We start from the raw sequence: 19,011 nt of genomic DNA, 5'->3' as shown, positions 1-19,011 counted from the left end.
CTGGCCTCACGACTTCGGCAGCGTCGCCACTGCCTGTTTGACCGCTTGCGCGTCGAACTGGTTGGCGGCGGGAATGAACTGGTTGGTGTACACGTCCTTCGGATCGAGCGGCCCGGCGAGCTGCTTGTTCGCCTTCAGAAAATCGACCATGGCGGCGGCCGATGCTGAAGGCGTCTCGCCCATCTTTTCGCCCGAGTCGGTCTTCAGGTAGTTCATGCGCATGTTGACGAGCGCCAGTGCCTGTTTCATCGCGGCCGCGTCCGAAAGACCCGTCGGCTTGCTGGCGGGAAACTCTTCCCAGTGCGCACGAATGGCGCCCTGCGGATCGGCCATCGTGATCTGCGTGCCCTGCACGACGCAGCGCAGCAGCTTTTCGATCACTTCCGGGTGCGACTTCGTGTAGTCGTCGCGCACGAAATAGGCGCTGCCGAACGTGAGCTTCTCCGCGGAAGGCGACTTGAACACACGCAGCTTGAGGCCCATGTCTTCTGCGAGCGCGATCTGCGAGTCCCAGGTTCCCCAGATATCGACCTTGCCGCTGCGCAGCGCCGTAATGGCTTGCGCGCCGGTGCCGGTCTCGACGAAGGTCACGTCCTTGTCCGGATCGAGACCCGCCTCGGCGATCTGTCCTTTGATGATGTTGACGAGCACCGCGCCATAGGAAATCACGCCGATCGTCTTGCCCTTGAAGTCCTTGATGCTCTTGATCGGACTCGAATCCAGCACGACCGGAAACTGGAAGTTGTGGCGGATGTTCAGATAGACCGCCTTGATCGGCGCGCCTTTGGACCGCGCAACGATCGCCGCGCCGGGCGCCATGTTGACGAACTGCGCCTGACCCGAGAGCACCGCCTGCATGCCGGCGGTCGAGTTGATCGGCTGGATGGTGACGTCGAGACCTTGCTTCTGCCAGCACTTGGTGTAGAGCGGGATGGACGTGTTGTTGGCCTGCGATGCATCGATGACCGTGGTGCCCACCGCCATCGTGATCTTCTGCATGTCCTGCGCGAGAGCGATGCCCGGCGCCGCGACGAGCGGGAGTGAAGCGGCGAGGGCGCACAGCGTCAGGCGGGCGCGGGTCGAACGGGTCATGATGCGTGTCTCCTTGCTTTTTATGAATGGGGCCGTGGTGTCTGTTATCGGCCTTTGAATTGCGGCGTTCTGCGCTCACGAAATGCGCTGCGGCCTTCGACGAAATCCTCGGTGGAAAAGAGCAGGGTCTGGCCTTCGAGTTCGAGCGCGAGTGCGGCGTCCAGGGACTCGATGGGCTTGGCGAGCGCGGCCTTCGTCATCGCCACGGCGACGGGTGCGGCGTCGCTGAACGACTCGGCGAGCGCGAGGGCATCGGCGAGCAACGCAGCGGGTTCGGCAAGCTGATCCACGAGGCCGAGCGTGGCTGCTTCCCGGGCATCGAGCACGCGGCTCGCGAACAGCACGCGCCGGGTCTGCGCCATGCCGATGCGACGCGGCAGCGTCCACAGCAGACCGAAGTCCGCCATCAGGCCGAGCTTGCCGAACACGGCGCCGAACTTCGCCGTCTGGCTTGCGACGACGAAATCGCACGCCGCCGCGATCGACAGTCCCGCGCCGTGCGCTGCGCCGTTGACGGCGGCGATCACGGGCTTGTCGCCGGCCGCGATCAGGCGGATGAGCTGCTGGCCGCGCCGCATGCGCGCACGCACGTTGAGGGGATCGTGATCGCGCAGGCCGTCGAGATCGCCGCCCGCACAGAAGCTCGTACCGTTGCCGGTGACGACGATCGCGCGGCACGCCTCGTCCTGCTGCGCGGACTCGAGCGCCGCGATCAGGCCTTCACGCAGTTCGGCCACGAGCGCATTGCGCTTGTCCGGCAGGTTCAGCCGGATCAGCAGGACGGCGCCATGCGTTTCGCAGCGCACGGGAGCGCTTGTGTCGCTTGCAGTTTCATCGCTCATGCCAGTGTCTCCTCGTGCACGGGGCGAAGGTCGATCGGCGCGCCGAGAAACGCGCCGCCATCGATGCGCAGCAGTTGTCCGGTGATGAGCGCTGCCGCATCGCTCAGCAGGAACGACACGAGTTCGGCAATCTCGCCGACGCTCGCATTGCGGCCGAGCGGCGTCTTAGCGCCGAGCGCCTTTGCATCGGCGCCATAGGACGCGACGAACGCGTCTGTTTCCACCGCCGCCGGAGCCACGCTGTTCACGCGAATGCCGCGTCCACCCCATTCCAGCGCGAGCGCACGCGTCAGTCCGGCCACGCCGCTGCGCGCCGCTACCGCATGCGCCAGTCCGAGACCGCCGCGCTCGGCGGGACAGATCGACAAGTTGACGATGGCGCCGCCGTGCGGCATCGCGTCGTGCGCGGCACGCGACGCGGCGAACACTGCATTGAGGTTGAGATCGACAACTGCCGCGAAGCCCTTGGGCGAGATCTGTTCGGCGCGCGCGGCAAACTGGCCGCCCGCATTGTTGACGAGGCCGTCCAGGCCGTGGTCGCCCGCGAAGGCATGCAACACGGAACGCAGGGCCCCGGCGTCGCGCACGTCGCAGATGTCGTAAAGAAACGCACCGTCCGCGTCCGCGATCATGCGTCCGGTCTCGGCAAGGCCTTCGGCATGCCGGCCACAACCGCCGACCGTGGCGCCCAGCGCCGCGGCCCGGCACGCAATGGCGCGTCCGATGCCCGAGCCCGCTCCGGTCACATAGATGCGTTTGCCGCGCAGTGCGGACGGGGCGAGGACCGGTGCGGACGCATTCACGTGTCGAGTCCTTCGCGGACCACGCGCTTCGATTTGTGCGTGCTGCGCGGCAAGCTTCCGGCCGGCACGATATCGACGGTCGCGCGGACTTGCAGCTTCTCGCGGATCTCATGCGCGAGCCTTTCTGCCACGTCCGCGCCGAGTGCCGCGCCTTCCAGTTCGACGCGCAAGCGGAAGCCGGTCAGGAAGCCGGTGCGGGCATCGCATACAGAGGGATCGAGCACGATCTGATACTCGCTGCTGAGTCCCTCGAAGCCGCGCACGATTTGCTCGACCGATGAGGGAAACACGTTCACGCCGCGAATGACCAACATGTCGTCGGCACGGCCGCGCACGCCGCCCGGCAGACGCGCGTGCGTACGTCCACAGGCGCAGCGGCTGCTGTCGCGTACGACGACATCGCCGGTCCACCAGCGCACGAGCGGACCCGCCTGCTTGTCCAGATGCGTGAGCACCAGCACGCCCGGCGTGCCGTCGGCAACCGGTTGACCCTCGTCATCGACGATTTCCGCGTAGGCGAAGTCTTCCGCCAGATGCGGGCCGCTCTGCGCATGGCAGTCCTGGCCGATGGTCTGGAATTCGAGGCTGCCGTACGCATCGAAACATTTCGCGTTCCATTCGGCTTCGAGACGCTCGCGCGTAGCCGGCACGCTCGCACCGGTCTCGCCGCCGAGCATGATGTGCCGGACCGGAGACTCGCGTGCGTCGAGGCCCATCGAACGCGCGGTCTGGGCCAGATGCGCGACGAAGGATGGCGTCGCGGTGATCACGCTGACGCCGTATTCGAAGATCGAGCGGATCTGCCTCTCGGAGTCGGCGCTGCCGCCGGGAATGCAGGTCGCGCCCAGCTTCTGATAGCCCGCCGTCGCGCCAAGACCGCCAACGAACCATGCATAGCCGAACAGGCACTGGTAGACGTCGCCGGGCCGCACGCCTTGCGCATGGGCGTAACGTGCGTAGAGTCCGGCCCAGCGATCCAGGTCGGCCTCGGTCCAGTATTGCGGCGCAGGCGCACCGCTGGTGCCCGAGGAAAAGTGGATGCGCCGCACGTCGGCGGGCGCGGCGGCCTGGAACTCGCCATAAGGCGGCACGCGGCCGATCGAATCCACATAGTCACGCTTGCGGGTGAACGGCAGCGCGCGCAAATCGTCGAGGCTCGTCAGCTGCGCGGCGCGAAAGCCGTGTTCCGCAAACAGGCGACGGTAGTAGACACTGTGCTCGCCGACGTAGTCGAGCTGCTCGCGCAGGCGCCCGAGCTGATAGGCGCTGATTGCTTCACGCGTCCAGGTCTCGCAGGCGTCGCGCGGCGTATCCGCCGGCGTGAGCGTGTCAGCCTGCATACGTCGCTCCCAATCCGCGCACGCAGAACGCGGCCACGCTGTCGGCGGTGGCGTTGCGTTCCGCGACCGTTTCAGTGCGACGCGGGCGATACCAGATTGTCGTCCAGTTGAGCGCGCCGAGCAGCGCCTTCACGACCACGTGCGTGTCCTGCTGCGGCAGCGACCCCGCCGCCATCGCCTCTTCGATCGCGCCGACGAACAAGGCCTGATACCGGTCGCGCATGGCCAGGAATTCCTTGAGCACCTTGCGCTGCGCCGGCGTGGTCTGGCCGTGCAGATGCATGTCGAGACCCTGCACGACCACGCACTGGAACTCGATGTTGCTCATGATGATCAGCACATGCGCGCGGGACATCGCGGCAATGCGGGCGATGGGATCGGCAACGCCTTCCGCCGCCGTGGCAACCGCGTTCGTGACCATCTGCATGGCCGCGCCATGCACCTGGAAGAACAGGTCGGCCTTGCTCTTGAAGTGGTGATAGATGCGGCCCTTGGTACAGCCGAGCACCTCGGCGACATCGTCGATGCTGGTGGCGGCGTAGCCCTTGAGCATGAACGCGCTCGCCGCCGCGTGCAGGATCTGGGCGACGCTGCTGCTGTCGTCGTCGGCGGACTTCGATGCTTTCGGCTGAGCCGCGCGGCTGCGCGCCGGGCGGGATTCGACTTCGACCGTCATGCGGATTCTCCTGTTGCCTGGGCACGGATCGCGCGCGCGATGAGCAGGCGCTGGATCTCGGAAGTGCCCTCGTAGATTTCAGTGACACGCTGGTCGCGGTACAGACGTTCCACCGGATTCGGCTTCACGTAACCCGCGCCGCCGAAGATCTGCAGCGCGGCATCGATCACGTCGTGACTCGTTTCGCTCGCGATCAGCTTGGCCTGGGCGGCCAGCACGGAAACGTCGAGGCCGTTGTCATGGGCGCGCGCCGCTTCGTAGGTGAGAGCGCGGGCTGCGGACAGGCGGGCCGCGAGATCGGCGAGATTGAAACCGAGCGCCTGATGATCGATCAGCAACTGACCGAACGTGCGCCGCTTCGCAGCATACTCCACGGCCAGGCGGAAAGCGGCCAGCGCCATGCCGCAAGCCTGTGCGGCCACGCCGATGCGGCCCACATCGAGCGAGCCGAACGCCATGCGCAAGCCATCGCCCGGCGGCGCGAGCATGCGCGCCTGTGCGACCCAGGTATCGAGTTCGATCGTCGCGGTGCGGGTGCCGCGCATGCCCATTTTGTCTTCGAGCTGGCTGTCGTCGACGCCGGGCGCCTTTGCATCGACGAGAAACGCGGCGATGCCGTGCTTGCCCGCGCCCGCCTCGGTCTGCGCGAACACGACGTACCAGTGCGCAGCGCCCCCGCCGCCGATCCAGCACTTCTCGCCGCGAATGCGCCAGCCGCCGTCTTCAGGTGTCGCCAGGGTCTGCATCGACGCGGGATCGGAGCCCGCGTGGCGTTCGCTCAACGCGAACGAAATGGCTTCGCCGCGCTCGATGAGGCCGCGCAGCAGTTCGCTCTTGAGCGCCTCGTCGCGCAGCAGCAGAAGAGGCGCCGCGCCGAGCTGGATGGTGGCGACGATGCCGCTCGTCGAAGCACAGGTCTGCGCGATCTCTTCCACCACCGCGCAATACGCGACCAGGCTCGCGCCGCCGCCGCCGTGGCGCGCGGGCAGCACCATGCTGGCGATGCCGCTGTCGCGCAGGCGCTGCACGGTCTCGAGCGGATAGCGCTGACTCGCGTCGATCTCGGCCGCAAGCGGTGCGAAGTAGGTGGCGGACAACTCAGCGGCAAGATCGCGCCAATGCGTTTCCGCAGCGTTCAGCTGTGGCTGCCACACGACTTCGCGCGTCGGACGGATGCCGCGCGTGGCGCCGTTTGCGGGCCCTTCATGCGCCCTCTCTTCACTCTGTGCTGCAACGGCTGCGCGTTCGGAAATATTCATTCGCCAGGACCCTGCCAGGTTCGAAACGGTTGACCCAAAAAAATACTGTGTAGTATGCTCGGTCAGCGCATCATACTAACGAGTATGTTTTCGGTCAACAGCGCGCAGGGCAGGGAAAGCCCGCCCCAAAGGCTGCAAACCGATCAACAGGAGACACGCGATGCACGCACAGGAAACGGCTGCACAGCCGCTCAGGGTGTTCTGGGCGCCGGGTTGTTCAAGCTGTCTGCGTACCAAGGAGTTTCTGACGCGGCATGGCATCGCGTTCGAATCGGTGAACGTGGCGGCGCAGGCGGGCGCCATGGAGGAGTTGCGCAGTCTCGGCGCCCGCAGCGTGCCGGTGCTCGCCATCGGGACGCGCTATGTGTATTGCCAGTCGCTTGCGGACATAAAGACCTTCCTCGAACTCGATATCCCCGACGACACGCGGCTGACGCCGGCCACGCTGGCGGAGCGGGTCAACCTCACCATTACAAAGGCGCGTGGCTTCGTGAAGCAGTTGCCGGACGACGTGCTCGACGGTCCGTTCCGCAACAGCTGGGCGCCGCCGCGCGGACTGGCTCATCACGTGTTCCGCGTGGTCGAGGCGTATCTCGAAGCGGTCGAGGAACAGCGTGAACTCACGTACGAAATGACGATGCGCGGCACGCATGAAGTGGTGCCGGGTCAGGACGTACTGACCTACGGGGAAGCGGTGCTCGCGCGCTTCAACCGCTGGTGGCAGATGCATCGCGACGACGACTTCTCTGCCATGCAGCCCACCTACTGGGGCGAGCAATCCCTGCACGAAGTGCTCGAACGCACGACCTGGCATGCGATGCAACATGCGCGGCAACTGACGGCGGTGATCGAGGCGCAAGGCCATGCGGTCCGCGAGCCGTTCACGCCCGCCGACCTGGCCGGCCTGCCGCTGCCCGAAAAAGCGTGGGACGACGACAAATAATGCTTTCAACAACGGAGACGACGTGAAGCTGATCGACAAGGTAGTGGCGGTAACGGGGGCGGGACGCGGGATTGGCCGGGAGATTGCGCTGCTGTGCACGCGCGAGGGCGCGGCGGTGGTCGTGAACGACTATGGCGGTGCGGACGGCAACGAGCCGAATCCCGGTGCGGAGGTGGTCGAGGAGATCGTGAAGGCCGGCGGGCGCGCGGTGTTGAACACGGCGAGCATCGCCGACGAGCAGGGCGCGACGTCCATCGTCGAGGATGCGGTGCAGCACTTCGGCCGCATCGACGCCGTGGTCAACAATGCCGGCATTCTGCGCGACCGCATGTTCCACAAGATGAGCCATGCCGAATGGCGCGACGTCGTCGATGTGCATTTGAACGGCTATTTCTATGTATCGAAAGCGGCGGCCGTTCATTTCAAGGAACAGGGCAGCGGCGCGTTCGTTCATTTCACGTCGACGTCAGGACTGGTCGGCAACCTGGGCCAGGCGAACTATGCGGCGGCGAAGATGGGCATCGTCGGCCTCTCGACGTCGATTGCCTTGGACATGCAGCGCTACAACGTGCGTTCCAACTGCATCGCGCCGTTCGCGTGGAGCCGCATGACGGCATCGATTCCGGCGGAAACCGAAGCGGACAAGGCGCGCGTGGAGCGGCTCAAGACCATGTCCGCCGACAAGGTGGCGCCGCTTGCCGCGTTCCTGTGCTCCGACCTTTCGAAGGACGTCACGGGGCAGGTGTTCTGCGCGCGCAAGAACGAAATCTTCCTGTTTTCCCTGCCGCGCCCCGTGCGTTCGATGCAGCGCGCCGAAGGCTGGAGTGTCGATACGCTCGCCTCGGACCTGCTGCCCGCTTTCCGCCCGACCTTGCAGCCCTTGCAGCGCTCATCGGATGTGTTCGCGTGGGATCCGGCATGAACGCCGCGTTCGAACCGGCGCGCCTGGTGGCAGCGCCGCCGCGCGAGACCGTCGCGACGCACGATGTGCGCGACGTGATGCTGTATGCGCTGGGCATCGGTGTCGGCAGCGATGCGGCGACCTCGGCTTCCACCTTGCGATACGTCTACGAAGACCGGCTGCAGGTCTGCCCGACGATGGCCGTGGTGCTCGCCTGGCCCGGCTTCTGGTTGAAGGAGCCGCAATATGGCGTGAACTGGCGCAAGGTGCTGCATGCGGAGCAGTCGCTGGAAGTGTTCGCGCCCTTGCCTTGCGAAGGCAGCATCCGCAGCGTGCTGAGGGTCGAGCGCATCGTCGACAAGGGCGCCGACAAGGGTGCGCTGCTGTACTCGCGGCGCGACCTGTATGCGAGCGAGAGCGGCCAGTTGCTCGCGACCGAACGTCGCGCCACCTTTCTGCGTGGCGACGGCGGACGCGGCTCGGCGGGCCCGCATGACGATGCAGCGCCGACGCCCCACGCGCTGCCGGAACGCGCGCCGGACAAGTCGGTCGCGCTCGCCACCCGGGACGATCAGGCGTTGCTGTACCGGCTGAGCGGCGATCGCAATCCGTTGCATATCGATCCGCATATCGCCGAATCGGCGGGCTTTGCGCGGCCGATCCTGCATGGCCTGTGCACCTATGGCGTGGCGGCACGCGCGCTGACCGACGCCTTGTGCGACGGCGATGCCGCGCGCTTCTCGCGCATGGACTGCCGCTTCTCGAAGCCGGTCTATCCGGGCGAGACGATCGTCACCGACATCTGGGTCACCGGCGCTGGCGAGGCGTCGTTCGTCGCGCGCGTCGCGGAACGCGATGCGGTCGTCCTCGGCAATGGCCGCTTTCAATGGCATTGAAGCCTTCAACCTGACGGATACAGCAATGATTGGAATCTTGGCTTGCGGCGCGTATGTTCCGCGTCTGCGCCTGCAGCGCGCGTCGGTGAGCGCGGCGCACGCGTGGTTCGCGCCGGCATTGAAGGCGCATGGCAAAGGCGAGCGGGCGATGGCGAACTGGGACGAAGACGCGCTCACGCTCGCGGTGGAAGCCGCGCGCGACGCCGCACCCGAAGCGGCGCGCGGGGAAATCGGCACGCTGATGCTCGCCTCGACGAGTCTGCCGTTCGCGGACCGGCAGAACGCCGGCATCGTGAAGGAAGCACTCAATCTCGCCGACGACGTGTTCACCCAGGACATCACCGGCAGCCAGAAAGCGGGCACGGGCGCGCTGATCCAGGCTTTGCGCGGGGCAGCCTCGGCCGATGCCGCGCACACGCTCTGCATCGCATCCGAGCGCGCGGCCGCGAAGCCTGCCTCGGAGGCGGAACTGATCAACGGCGATGCCGCCGCCGCGTTCGTGCTGGGCCGCGGCGAACCGATTGCGCGTTTCATCGGCAGCCATTCGGTCTCGATCGATTTCGTCGATCATTTTCGCGGCAGCGACGCCAGTTTCGACTACGGCTGGGAAGCGCGCTGGGTGCGCGATGAAGGCTACGGCCGCATTGCCGGCGACGCGCTGACGCAGGCGCTCGCAAAGTTCGGCCTGGCCGGCGAGGACGTGCATCGCCTGATCGTGCCGATTCCGGTGCGTGGCGTCGCCGAAGCGCTGGCCCGGACCTGCGGCGTGCCGGCGAGCGCCATCGTGGACACGCTCGGCGCCACGCTCGGCCATGCCGGCTGCGCGCAGCCGCTCGTGTTGCTGGCGCATGCGCTCGAACGCGCGCAGCCGGGCGAGCGGATCGTGCTGCTCGGCTTCGGACAGGGCGCGGACGTGCTGATCTTCGAGACCACGCCCGCCATCGCCACCCAGGCGCACGCGACGAAACGCGGCGTGTCGGGCTGGCTCGCGCGCGGCAAGCCCGAAGCGAACTACCTCAAGTATCTGTTCTTCACGGGCGGCATCGGCCTGGACACGGGCATGCGCGCCGAGTTCGAGCAGAAGCAGCCGCTCACGGCGCTGTATCGCAACCGGTCGGCGGTGCTCGGTCTGGTCGGCGGGCGCGATCCGGAAAGCGGCGCGGTGCAATACCCGCCGACCGGCATCGCCGTGGGATCGCACGATGCGCGCAGCGCGACGCTCGAACCCTATCCGCTCGCCGAACGCACCGCGCGCGTGCTGACCTTCACGGCGGATCGGCTGGCCTTCACGCCGGATCCGCCGGGTTGCTACGGCATGGTCGAGTTCGACGGCGGCGGCCGCATGCTGGCGGAGTTCACGGACGCCGATGCGGATCAGATCGAAGTCGGCCGGGCCATGCGCATGAGCTTTCGAATCAAGTCCGTCGATGAGCGGCGCGGCTTCGTCAAATATTTCTGGAAGGCGATGCCCGCCTGACAAGGAGCGAATCAACATGCCCAAAGGCATTCGGGACAAGGTAGCGATACTCGGCATGGGCTGCGCGCGCTTCGGCGAGCGCTGGAACGACGATGCCGACGATCTCATGGTCGAAGCCTATACGGAGGCGCTTGCCGATGCGGGCGTCGAGACCGCGCAGATCGACGCGGCGTGGCTGTCGGTGGGCTTCGACGCGATGAACATCGGGCCGTCGGGCATTCCGCTCGCCATGGCGCTGCGGCTGCACGACATTGCGGTCACGAAAGTGGAGAACTATTGCGCGTCGGGCACCGAGGCCTTTCGCGGCGCGGTCTATGCGGTGGCCTCCGGCGCGGCGGACATCGCGCTCGCGCTGGGAGTCGAGAAACTGAAGGACACGGGTTACGGCGGCCTGCCGGTGCGCACGCGCGGCACCACGTTCGACATGATCGGCGTGGTGGGATCGGCGCCCGGCAACTTCGCCCAGCTTGCCGGTGCGTATCGCGCGCGGCACGGCGTCTCGCGTGACGATCTCAAACGCGCGATGGCGCACGTCTCGGTCAAGAGCCATGCGAACGGCGTCAACAATCCGAAGGCGCATCTGCGCCGTGCCGTGGACATGGACACCGTGCTGAACGCGCCGATGGTGGCCGAGCCGCTCGGCCTGTACGACTGCTGCGGCGTCTCGGATGGCGCGGCCTGCGCGATCGTCACGACGCCGGAGATTGCCCGCGCGCTCGGCAAGGGCGGCGAACTCGTGACGGTGAAGGCGCTGCAACTGGCGGTATCGAACGGCTGGGAACTGCAGGGCGCGGGCTGGGACGGCAGTTATTTCCATACCACACGTATTGCCGCACAACGCGCCTACGACGAAGCGGGCATCACGAAGCCGCGCGAGCAACTGAGCCTGATGGAAGTCCACGACTGTTTCTCCGTCACCGAACTCGTGACGATGGAAGACCTGCACGTGAGCGAGCCCGGCGAAGGCTGGCGCGACGTGCTCGACGGCCGCTTCGACGCGGACGGCGCCAATCCGTGCCAGATCGACGGCGGCCTGAAATGCTTCGGGCATCCTATCGGCGCATCGGGACTGCGCATGATCTACGAGAACTATCTGCAATTGCTGGGCCGCGCGGGCAAGCGGCAGGTGCGCACGCCGCCGGTGTTCGCGCTGTCGCACAACCTCGGCGGCATGCCGAACCAGAACGTCAGTGCGGTCGCGATTGTCGGCCTGGCCGGAGCCTGACGATGCTCGACCGCGAAACCCTCGAACAACTGAAAGACTCCGTGCGCCGTTACGTGCGCGAGAAACTGGTGCCGCTGGAGCAGCAGGTCGCCGAAGAAGACCGCATCCCGCCCGGCATCATCGACGACTTTCGCCAGATGGGCCTGTTCGGACTCTCGACGCCCGAAGCGTACGGCGGCCTCGGGCTCGTCTGCGCGGAAGAGATCGAGATCATCATCGAGCTGACGTGGGCCTCGGCGGCCTTCCGCTCGGCGGTGGGCATCAATCTCGGGCTCGGCTCGCAAGGCATTCTGATGGACGGCACCCAGGCGCAGAAGGATCACTGGCTGCCGAAGATCGCGAGCGGCGAAGTCATCACGAGCTTCTGCCTGACCGAACCCGATTCGGGCTCGGACAGCGCCGCGCTGCGCACGCGCGCCGTGCTCGACGGCGACAGCTGGGTCATCGACGGCAGCAAGCGCTACATCACCAACGCACCGGTCGCGGGGCTGTTCCTCGTCATGGCCCGCACGCATCCGGAACGGCTGCCGAAGAATGCGCACGTCACCGCGTTCCTCGTGCCGGCGGACACGCCGGGCGTGACGGTCGGCCCGAAGGACAAGAAGATGGGTCAGGCAGGCGCCTGGTCGGCGGACGTGTACTTCGAAAACGTGCGGGTGCCGCAGAGCGCGATCATCGGTGGCGAACCGGGCCGGGGATTCGTGACGGCCATGAAGTCGCTCGATCGCGGCCGCATCAATGTTGCCTCGGTATGCGTCGGGCAGGCGCGGCGCATTCTTCACGAGGCCACGCAGTATGCGGTCGGACGGACGCAGTTCGGCGAGCCGCTCGCCAGCTTCCAGCTGATCCAGGCCATGCTCGCCGACAGCCAGACCGATCTCTACGCCGCCGAATGCATGCTGCGCGACGTCGCCCGGCGCCATGACGCGGGCGAGCGTGTCTCGCTCGAAGCGTCGTGCTGCAAGCTGTTCTGTTCGGAGATGGTCGGCCGCATCGCGGATCGCGCCGTGCAGATTCACGGCGGCGCGGGCTACATGCGCGACAGCGCCGTGGAGCGCTTCTACCGCGACGTCCGGCTGTTCCGCATCTACGAAGGCACGACGCAGATTCAGCAGATCATCATCGGCAAGGAACTCGCCCGGCGTGCCGCGGCGTCATGACTTCATAAAAACAGGGAAACGGCGGAATGGATCTCGGACTCAGGGACAAGGTGGCGATCGTCACCGGCGGCGCGCGCGGCATCGGCGCGGCAATCGGCGAGCGTCTGGCGATGGAGGGCGCGCGCGTCGCGGTGGTCGATCGCGATGGAGCCGGTGCGCGAGCACAAGCGGACAAGCTCCAGACGATGGGCGTGGAGGCGCGCGCGTATGCCGTCGATGTCACCGACGAAGCATCGGTCAACGACATGGTCGAGGCGGTGGCGGACACATGGGGCAGCGTGCACCTGCTCGTGAACAACGCGGGATTCACCCGCGACATGCGCATCACGAAGATGGGCGTCGGCGACTGGGACAGCGTTGTGGATGTCATCCTGAAGGGCGCCTTTCTGTGTACGCGCGCCGTGTTGCCGCACATGACGGCGGAAAGCCAGCGCTGGGGACGCATCGTCAATATCTCGTCGCGTGCGCATCTGGGCAATCCGGGGCAGGCGAACTACTCGGCGGCCAAGGCGGGTTTGATCGGTTTCACGCGGGCGATGTCGCTGGAGAACGGGCGCTTTGGCGTGACCGTGAATGCGATTGCGCCGGGCATCATCGACACGCAGGCGGTGCGCGATCTGCCTCACTACGACAAGGTGCGCGAAGCTGCGGAGAAGACCACGCCGGTGCCGCGCATGGGCAATCCGTCCGATGTCGCGGACGCGGTGGCGTTCCTGCTGTCCGAGCGCGCGAGCTATGTGAGCGGCGATCTCCTGCACGTCTCCGGCGGCCGGTACTGAAACTCAGGCGTCAGGCGGGGCCGAAGCGCGCGGCCCCGCGCGTCATGACCTTCACGTTGCGTTCGAGGGCGAACACGTCGAAAGAGAGCTGCTCGCCTTCAACGGAGGTCAGGCTGGATGCTTCGATGCGCAGCGTGTCGCCTGGAAACACGGGCACGCTGAAACGCGCTTCCATTTCGCGGAGTTCGACGGCGCGCCGTTCCAGCGCGCGCAACAGCATGTAGCCCGCGATGCCGAAGCTCGCCATGCCGTGCAGGATGGGTTGCGGGAATCCTGCCGCGCGGGCGATGGCGGGATCGGCATGCAGGCCGTTCATGTCGCCGTTCAGGCGAAACAGAAGCGCGGTTTGCGGCGGCACGGTGTAGTCGAATGCATGACGGCTTGCGGCTCTTCGCTCATCGCGTTGCGCTGATTCACGCACGCGAGGTGTGGAGTCGAATCCTCCATGGCTGCGGAGGATCGAAGTCATGTCGAGCGTGGCGATGGGCGCGCCATCGTCGGCATCAAACAGCTTGCGTCTCGTCACGACGCGCGCACCGCGCTCGCGGCCGAGATCCTCCACGGCCATCACATGGCTTTCACTGCGCACATGTGCAGCGGTTGCAAGCGGACGATGAAGCTCGATGCGCTGCGCACCATGCAGCATGCCGGGCCAGTCGAGCCCGAGACGCGGATCGCCGAGCCAGGGGCCGGGATCGGCGAGGACGGTGGCGAAGGCCGGCAATACAGCGAGGCCTTCCTCATAGACGTACGCGAGTTGTGCCGGGTCCAGCGGCGCCTGGCCGATGCCCAGTGACAGCGCATAGAACATGACGTCACGGGCGGTGTAGCGCTGCGAGAGGGTATCGATCGGCCAGTTCTGCAGTTGCGCCGGATCCAGCGGCGCGTGTGCGGACATGCGTCAGGCGGTGAGGGCGAGCGCCGCTTCCTCGGCGACGCGTCCGCTCGGATTGCCGAGCAGCGTGGTGCGATACATCATGCGCGGCTGCGTCTGGTCGTAGTCGGAGAGCGCGATATGCATGGCGCTGCGGTTGTCCCACATCATCAGATCGCCGACCTGCCAGCGGTGCCGATAGACATTCTCCGGCTGCACGCTGTGCTGATACAAGTATTCGAGCAATGGCCGGCTTTCGGCGCGCGTCATGTCCTCGAAGGAAATTGTCGTCATCTCGCTCACGTAGAGCGCCTTGTGACCTGCCTCATCGTGCACGCGCGCGACCGGCTGAAACACGGGCGGGTTGCGCCGGCGAATGTCGGCGAGATCTTCCGGCGTGCGGTTGGCCCGCGTCTCGCGCGCGACGGTCATGTCATGCAGCGCCCAGCGGCCGTCAAGCATCGACTGAAGGCCAGGCGAAAGCGTCTCCCACGCCCGCACCATGTTGCAGAACATGGTGTCGCCGCCGACCGGCGGCAGCACCGAGCAATACAGCAGCGAGCCCTTGGCGGGACGCGTGGTGGTCGACAGATCGGAGTGCCATTGCCGGCCCACCGCGAGCCGCTTGCCGCCCGCTTCGTGATTGGTCACCAGCAGGATTTCCGGATGCTCCGGATGCCGGAAGCGCGGAATGGAAGCGTGGTCGTCGAGCGCGCCGAAGCGGCGGCTGAATGCAACATGCTGCGCATGATCGAGCGACTGGCCGCGAAACAGCAGGATCGTATGACGATGCCAGGCGTCGCGCAGCGCGGCGATGGTGTCGTCGTCGATTGCTGCGCGCAGATCGAGCCCGACCACTTCCGCGCCGATCGCCGACGCAAGAGGTTTCAACGTGAACGTCATGATGGAATCCGTGTGATGTGACGTTGGACCGGGTGCGATCAGACCTGCGCGATCTGCTGCTGCTCGGACCAGAACAACAGCTTCTTCTGCAGCATGTGCATCAGCAGATGCAGCACGATGCCCATCCCGGACAGCACGACGAGCGCAGCGAACACGCCGGCGGTGTCGAGATTGTTGTTCAGCTGCATGATGAGATTGCCCAGCCCTTTGCGCGAGCCGACGAACTCCCCGACGATCGCACCCAGCACGCTGAAGATGACCGCGATGTGCAGGCCGGCGAAGATCATCGGCGCGGCGCTCGGCAGGCGCACCATCGTGAAGATCTGCCAGCGGCTCGCCTGCAGGGAACGCATCAGCTCGATGCGGGAGATATCGGTGGAGCGCAGCCCGACGATCACGTTGACCAGAATCGGAAAGAACGCGACGACCGCCGCCATGATGACCTTCGACGTCATGCCGAAGCCGAACCAGATGATGAAGAGCGGCGCGATCGCCACCTTCGGCGTGGTCTGGATGGCAATCAGATAGGGGTAGAGCGTCTTCTCGACGAAGCGCGATTGCGCGATGACCGCGCCGAGCATGATGCCGAGGATCGTCGCCAGCAGGAAGCCGAGCAGTGCTTCAGCGAGCGTGGTCAGGCCGTTGCTGATGAAGAGTCCGGATGAAAGGCCGTTGACGAGCGCATGAAAGATGTCGGAAGGCGCCGGCGCAATGTAGATGGGCACCGCTGCCAGCATGAAGCCGATTTCCCACACGGCGACGACCAGCACGAACAGCGCCGGCACGCAGATCCATTCCGGATGTTGCTTCAACATGGCGAATGCCTGACGGCGCGGCGTCGGCGGCGAATGCGGAATCGCGAGTTCGGCGCTCATTCTATGAATCCCCTGGCCTGGAAGTGTTGACGGATGCGGCGCGTGTACGAGCCGAAGCGTTCGGTGGTCATGACATCGAGATCGCGTTGCGCGGGCAGCTCGACATCGACGATTTCAGCGATGCAGCCCGGACGGCTCGACAGCACGAGCACGCGGCTGCCGAGAAACACCGCTTCGGGAATCGAGTGCGTGACGAACAGCACCGTCTTCCCGGATTCGCGCCAGATGCGCCGGATTTCGACGTTCATGGTTTCGCGCGTCATGGCGTCGAGCGCGCCGAAGGGCTCGTCCATCAGCAGCACGGCCGGGTCGTGCACCAACGCGCGGGCAATTGCGACGCGCTGCTGCATGCCGCCCGACAGTTCGTTCGGATAGCGGTTCGCGAAATCTGCCAGACCGACCATGTCGAGCAATTGCCTGGCGCGCGCGCCGGTCGCCTCACGATCGAGCTTGAGCACCGTGGCGGGCAGCATGACGTTGTCGAAGGTGGTTTTCCACGGCAACAGCACCGGACTCTGGAACACGACGCCGATATCGCGCTGCGGACCGTCGATGGCCTGTCCATTGACGCGAATGGTGCCGGAGGTACGCGGGATGAGACCGGCCAGCATCTTGAGAAGCGTGGACTTGCCGCATCCCGAGGGACCGACGACGGTAATGAATTCACCCCGGTCGATGGTCAGGTCGATGGGACCGAGGGCTTGCACCGATTCGCCGCTGCGGGTGCGGTAATGCTTTTGCAGACCGTCGATCTGGATGAGGGCGGGGAGCGGCGCACGCGGCTCGCTGCCGGAGAGCGACATTGTGGGCATGCGATCCATGACGGCGGAAGCTCTCCTTGAACATCAGACAACGAGGAAGCCCGGCTGGCGGGCGAAGTGGCATTTGCAGAGACATACTCATGAGTATGTCGTGGAGGAAATCATACTGACGCGTATGTTGGGCGTCAATAGAAGCGGGTAGGTGTTTACGTGGGCGGCGCTCGGCGCATAGGGGCAACGCGCGGCGAGTGCTGGACCCGCTGATCCCGTAAGGTATGAGAAATGCGCGGATAATGGCGTTATCTATCCGCTTGGCCGGCGTTCCGCGAAGTCAGGCGGAAATATGCATTGAGCCGGCCGTCAAACAGCAGGAGCAGCATGCGTCTATCGACGATAACGAACTGGGCCTATGCGGTCACCGTGACGCTCACGCTTGCCTCGGGCGCCGCCATGCTGCTGGCATCGAACGCCCAGGAAACGGAGCGGGAAGCGGTGGCGCAACGCCACGCGCTCGATCAGGCCACGTCGAACCTCGACACCGAGGTCAACGCGCTGGGTTCGCTTGCGCGGCAATATGTGGTGAGCGGAAGTGTCGCCGATCTCGCCGCTTATCAAAGGGAACTGGCGTCGCTCGGTGCGGTCGAGGAGCGCACGCGTCATATCCGCGATGCCGGCGCGCTCGCCGATGAACTCGACGCGTTGCACGATGCCCTGCGTCTGGCGGACGGCATGCGTGACATCGAAGCAGCCGCGCTGGCTGCCGCGAAGGCGGGCGACCGCGCAAAAGCAATCGATATCGCCTTCTCCGCCGACTTCGGACGTTCGCTCGAACGCGCGCGGGTGGATGTCGAACGATTCCAGTATCGCCTCGATCAACGCACCGACCTCGCCGTGCAACGGGCGGAGGAAGTCTCCAGGGTATGGCGCACGGTGGCGGAGTCGATGCTCGTCGTCACCGGGCTGGTCTTCCTGTTCGTGCTGTACTTCATCTTCCGCCGGCGAGTCCTGCATCCTGTCGTCAAGTTAAGCGACGTGGTGAGCCGTCTGGCCGCACAGGACTTCGCTGTCGAGCCGCCGCGCTACGACCGCATCGACGAGATCGGCGACATGGCGCAAGCGCTACGCGTCTTTCGTGAAAACGGACTGGTGCGCCAGCGTCTCGAACGCGAACGGGAAGCAGACCGTGTCTTGCGCGATTCGCTGTCGCGCATGACGCAGCGGCTTCACGGCTGCAACGACACTCAGGATCTGATCGATGTAGTCGAACGCTTCACGCCTGAGCTTCTGCCGGATACGCGCGGACAACTCTATCTGCTGGACGCCGAACGCGCTGCGATGCACGCCGCCTGTTCGTGGAAGTCGCCCAGGCACACCGCGGAGACGTTCTCGCCGGATGCGTGCTGGGGCATCCGGCGCGGCAGCCTGCATCGTCCCGCGGGCAAGCAAGTGGATGTGCCGTGCGCACATTTGCAGCTTGCCGACGGCGCCGTACCCGATACCTGCTGCCTGCTGCTTGCAGGACAGCATGGTGCGCTGGGCATGTTGTACCTGGAGTTCAGCGAAGGCACGCCGCACGATGGCTCGCTCGACGAATATCTGCGCATGCTGGCGGAGAACATCGGTCTTGCGCTGGACAATCTGCATCTGCGCGACACGCTGCGCGAACTGGCGATGGCGGATCCGCTGACGGGCTTGCGCAATCGCCGGCAACTGGATCTGTGGACGCAGGATGAACTCGCGAAGACGGAGCGCACGGGGCAGGAGACAGCGTGCGCGATGGTCGATATCGATTTCTTCAAGCAGTTCAACGACGACCACGGACACGACGCGGGCGATGCCGTCCTGCGTGCGGTGGGCAGCGTGCTGCGGCAGGCGACGGATGACGCCGACCTCGTGTTCCGCTATGGGGGCGAGGAGTTCGCCGTTCTGATGGTCGGGGTGAACGCCGCAGAAGCCGTGCGGCGGGCGGAAGCGCTGCGCGCCGGCATCGCCGCGCTGGTGGTCGATCACGACGGTCAGCCGCTGGGTCCGGTCACGGCATCCATTGGTGTAGCGAGCGCGCCTGCGGAATGCGCGAGGACGTCGCTCATCCAGTGCGCCGACGCGGCGCTGCTGGAAGCGAAGCGCAAGGGCAGGAACCGGGTCGAGCGACATTCAGCGGAAGTGCGGCGTGGAGCGCACGTGGCGTAGGTAGCGGCGCTTTGC

General features: G+C 65.9%; 18 protein-coding genes. 8 read left to right on the top strand and 10 right to left on the bottom strand.

The genetic code is table 11. From position 1 onward, the window contains the following. Positions 1–6: 6 nt before the first annotated feature. Genes QCE83_RS18500 through QCE83_RS18475 form a run of 6 tightly spaced genes read right to left on the bottom strand, consistent with a single transcriptional unit; the run spans position 7 to position 6,012 of the window. Positions 7–1,092 carry an ABC transporter substrate-binding protein gene (locus QCE83_RS18500; protein ID WP_309813914.1) on the bottom strand — a complete coding sequence of 362 codons (1,086 nt, stop codon included), beginning with the start codon at positions 1,090–1,092 and terminating at the stop codon, positions 7–9. A 44-nt stretch (positions 1,093–1,136) separates the two neighbouring features. Further along, a complete protein-coding gene (locus tag QCE83_RS18495) occupies positions 1,137–1,934 on the bottom strand; it encodes an enoyl-CoA hydratase-related protein (RefSeq protein ID WP_309813912.1) in 798 nt (265 codons plus the stop codon). Next, positions 1,931–2,737, bottom strand: a complete 807-nt coding sequence (locus tag QCE83_RS18490; protein WP_309813907.1) for an SDR family oxidoreductase — start codon at positions 2,735–2,737, stop codon at positions 1,931–1,933. Before QCE83_RS18490 ends, QCE83_RS18495 begins: the two co-directional genes overlap by 4 nt. Then, entirely contained in the window at positions 2,734–4,077 is a 1,344-nt protein-coding gene (locus QCE83_RS18485; protein ID WP_309813905.1) for an AMP-binding protein, read from the bottom strand. Before QCE83_RS18485 ends, QCE83_RS18490 begins: the two co-directional genes overlap by 4 nt. Continuing rightward, the gene (locus QCE83_RS18480; RefSeq protein WP_309813904.1) at positions 4,067–4,753 is read right to left on the bottom strand and encodes a TetR/AcrR family transcriptional regulator; all 687 of its coding nucleotides are present in this window, start codon (positions 4,751–4,753) and stop codon (positions 4,067–4,069) included. The genes QCE83_RS18485 and QCE83_RS18480 overlap by 11 nt, the downstream gene beginning before the upstream one ends. Beyond that, positions 4,750–6,012, bottom strand: a complete 1,263-nt coding sequence (locus QCE83_RS18475) for an acyl-CoA dehydrogenase family protein (RefSeq protein ID WP_309813902.1) — start codon at positions 6,010–6,012, stop codon at positions 4,750–4,752. The genes QCE83_RS18480 and QCE83_RS18475 overlap by 4 nt, the downstream gene beginning before the upstream one ends. A 160-nt stretch (positions 6,013–6,172) precedes the next feature. Between QCE83_RS18475 and QCE83_RS18470 the strand changes: the two genes are divergently transcribed. The 7 genes from QCE83_RS18470 to fabG are packed head-to-tail and all read left to right on the top strand — an operon-like array spanning position 6,173 to position 13,393. Beyond that, positions 6,173–6,955, top strand: coding sequence for a glutaredoxin domain-containing protein (locus tag QCE83_RS18470; RefSeq protein ID WP_309813899.1), 783 nt, complete (start codon positions 6,173–6,175; stop codon positions 6,953–6,955). Between the two features lie 22 nt (positions 6,956–6,977). Next, on the top strand, positions 6,978–7,877 hold the full coding sequence (locus tag QCE83_RS18465) for an SDR family NAD(P)-dependent oxidoreductase (protein WP_309813897.1): 900 nt from the start codon (positions 6,978–6,980) through the stop codon (positions 7,875–7,877). Continuing rightward, complete coding sequence (locus QCE83_RS18460; protein ID WP_309813895.1) at positions 7,874–8,752, top strand: MaoC/PaaZ C-terminal domain-containing protein; 879 nt, start codon at positions 7,874–7,876, stop codon at positions 8,750–8,752. Before QCE83_RS18465 ends, QCE83_RS18460 begins: the two co-directional genes overlap by 4 nt. A gap of 25 nt (positions 8,753–8,777) precedes the next feature. Beyond that, positions 8,778–10,229, top strand: coding sequence for an OB-fold domain-containing protein (locus tag QCE83_RS18455; RefSeq protein ID WP_309813891.1), 1,452 nt, complete (start codon positions 8,778–8,780; stop codon positions 10,227–10,229). A gap of 16 nt (positions 10,230–10,245) precedes the next feature. Continuing rightward, positions 10,246–11,454, top strand: coding sequence for an acetyl-CoA acetyltransferase (locus QCE83_RS18450; RefSeq protein ID WP_309813888.1), 1,209 nt, complete (start codon positions 10,246–10,248; stop codon positions 11,452–11,454). 2 nt (positions 11,455–11,456) lie between these two features. Further along, on the top strand, positions 11,457–12,614 hold the full coding sequence (locus QCE83_RS18445; protein ID WP_309813884.1) for an acyl-CoA dehydrogenase family protein: 1,158 nt from the start codon (positions 11,457–11,459) through the stop codon (positions 12,612–12,614). Between the two features lie 26 nt (positions 12,615–12,640). Beyond that, a complete protein-coding gene (fabG, locus tag QCE83_RS18440) occupies positions 12,641–13,393 on the top strand; it encodes a 3-oxoacyl-ACP reductase FabG (protein ID WP_309813881.1) in 753 nt (250 codons plus the stop codon). 10 nt (positions 13,394–13,403) lie between these two features. On the opposite strand, the gene QCE83_RS18435 is transcribed toward fabG, so the two are convergent. From QCE83_RS18435 to QCE83_RS18420, 4 genes are read right to left on the bottom strand one after another with little or no spacing between them, the layout of a single operon-like run. After that, the gene (locus tag QCE83_RS18435) at positions 13,404–14,291 is read right to left on the bottom strand and encodes a MaoC/PaaZ C-terminal domain-containing protein (protein WP_309813878.1); all 888 of its coding nucleotides are present in this window, start codon (positions 14,289–14,291) and stop codon (positions 13,404–13,406) included. 3 nt (positions 14,292–14,294) lie between these two features. Continuing rightward, entirely contained in the window at positions 14,295–15,170 is an 876-nt protein-coding gene (locus QCE83_RS18430; RefSeq protein WP_309813875.1) for a TauD/TfdA family dioxygenase, read from the bottom strand. Between the two features lie 38 nt (positions 15,171–15,208). Further along, positions 15,209–16,045: an ABC transporter permease gene (locus QCE83_RS18425; RefSeq protein ID WP_309813872.1), complete on the bottom strand. Its 837-nt coding sequence runs from the start codon at positions 16,043–16,045 to the stop codon at positions 15,209–15,211. Beyond that, entirely contained in the window at positions 16,042–16,857 is an 816-nt protein-coding gene (locus tag QCE83_RS18420) for an ABC transporter ATP-binding protein (protein WP_309813870.1), read from the bottom strand. The genes QCE83_RS18425 and QCE83_RS18420 overlap by 4 nt, the downstream gene beginning before the upstream one ends. A 327-nt stretch (positions 16,858–17,184) precedes the next feature. On the opposite strand from QCE83_RS18420, the gene QCE83_RS18415 reads away from it, so the two are divergent. Next, complete coding sequence (locus tag QCE83_RS18415; protein WP_309813868.1) at positions 17,185–18,996, top strand: diguanylate cyclase; 1,812 nt, start codon at positions 17,185–17,187, stop codon at positions 18,994–18,996. Positions 18,997–19,011: the final 15 nt, after the last annotated feature.

The organism is Caballeronia sp. LZ034LL (assembly GCF_031451215.1).
Lineage (GTDB): Bacteria > Pseudomonadota > Gammaproteobacteria > Burkholderiales > Burkholderiaceae > Caballeronia.
This window is presented reverse-complemented; position numbering and strand designations above follow the sequence as displayed.

Bases quoted from the DNA above. Each gene is read 5' to 3' on its own strand.
- QCE83_RS18470 (WP_309813899.1), top strand. From the start codon at position 6,173: ATGCACGCACAGGAAACGGCTGCACAGCCGCTCAGGGTGTTCTGGGCG.
- QCE83_RS18420 (WP_309813870.1), bottom strand. From the start codon at position 16,857: ATGCCCACAATGTCGCTCTCCGGCAGCGAGCCGCGTGCGCCGCTCCCC.
- QCE83_RS18500 (WP_309813914.1), bottom strand. From the start codon at position 1,092: ATGACCCGTTCGACCCGCGCCCGCCTGACGCTGTGCGCCCTCGCCGCT.
- fabG (WP_309813881.1), top strand. From the start codon at position 12,641: ATGGATCTCGGACTCAGGGACAAGGTGGCGATCGTCACCGGCGGCGCG.
- QCE83_RS18430 (WP_309813875.1), bottom strand. From the start codon at position 15,170: ATGACGTTCACGTTGAAACCTCTTGCGTCGGCGATCGGCGCGGAAGTG.
- QCE83_RS18425 (WP_309813872.1), bottom strand. From the start codon at position 16,045: ATGAGCGCCGAACTCGCGATTCCGCATTCGCCGCCGACGCCGCGCCGT.
- QCE83_RS18475 (WP_309813902.1), bottom strand. From the start codon at position 6,012: ATGAATATTTCCGAACGCGCAGCCGTTGCAGCACAGAGTGAAGAGAGG.
- QCE83_RS18460 (WP_309813895.1), top strand. From the start codon at position 7,874: ATGAACGCCGCGTTCGAACCGGCGCGCCTGGTGGCAGCGCCGCCGCGC.
- QCE83_RS18455 (WP_309813891.1), top strand. From the start codon at position 8,778: ATGATTGGAATCTTGGCTTGCGGCGCGTATGTTCCGCGTCTGCGCCTG.
- QCE83_RS18435 (WP_309813878.1), bottom strand. From the start codon at position 14,291: ATGTCCGCACACGCGCCGCTGGATCCGGCGCAACTGCAGAACTGGCCG.
- QCE83_RS18450 (WP_309813888.1), top strand. From the start codon at position 10,246: ATGCCCAAAGGCATTCGGGACAAGGTAGCGATACTCGGCATGGGCTGC.
- QCE83_RS18415 (WP_309813868.1), top strand. From the start codon at position 17,185: ATGCGTCTATCGACGATAACGAACTGGGCCTATGCGGTCACCGTGACG.
- QCE83_RS18495 (WP_309813912.1), bottom strand. From the start codon at position 1,934: ATGAGCGATGAAACTGCAAGCGACACAAGCGCTCCCGTGCGCTGCGAA.
- QCE83_RS18485 (WP_309813905.1), bottom strand. From the start codon at position 4,077: ATGCAGGCTGACACGCTCACGCCGGCGGATACGCCGCGCGACGCCTGC.
- QCE83_RS18480 (WP_309813904.1), bottom strand. From the start codon at position 4,753: ATGACGGTCGAAGTCGAATCCCGCCCGGCGCGCAGCCGCGCGGCTCAG.
- QCE83_RS18445 (WP_309813884.1), top strand. From the start codon at position 11,457: ATGCTCGACCGCGAAACCCTCGAACAACTGAAAGACTCCGTGCGCCGT.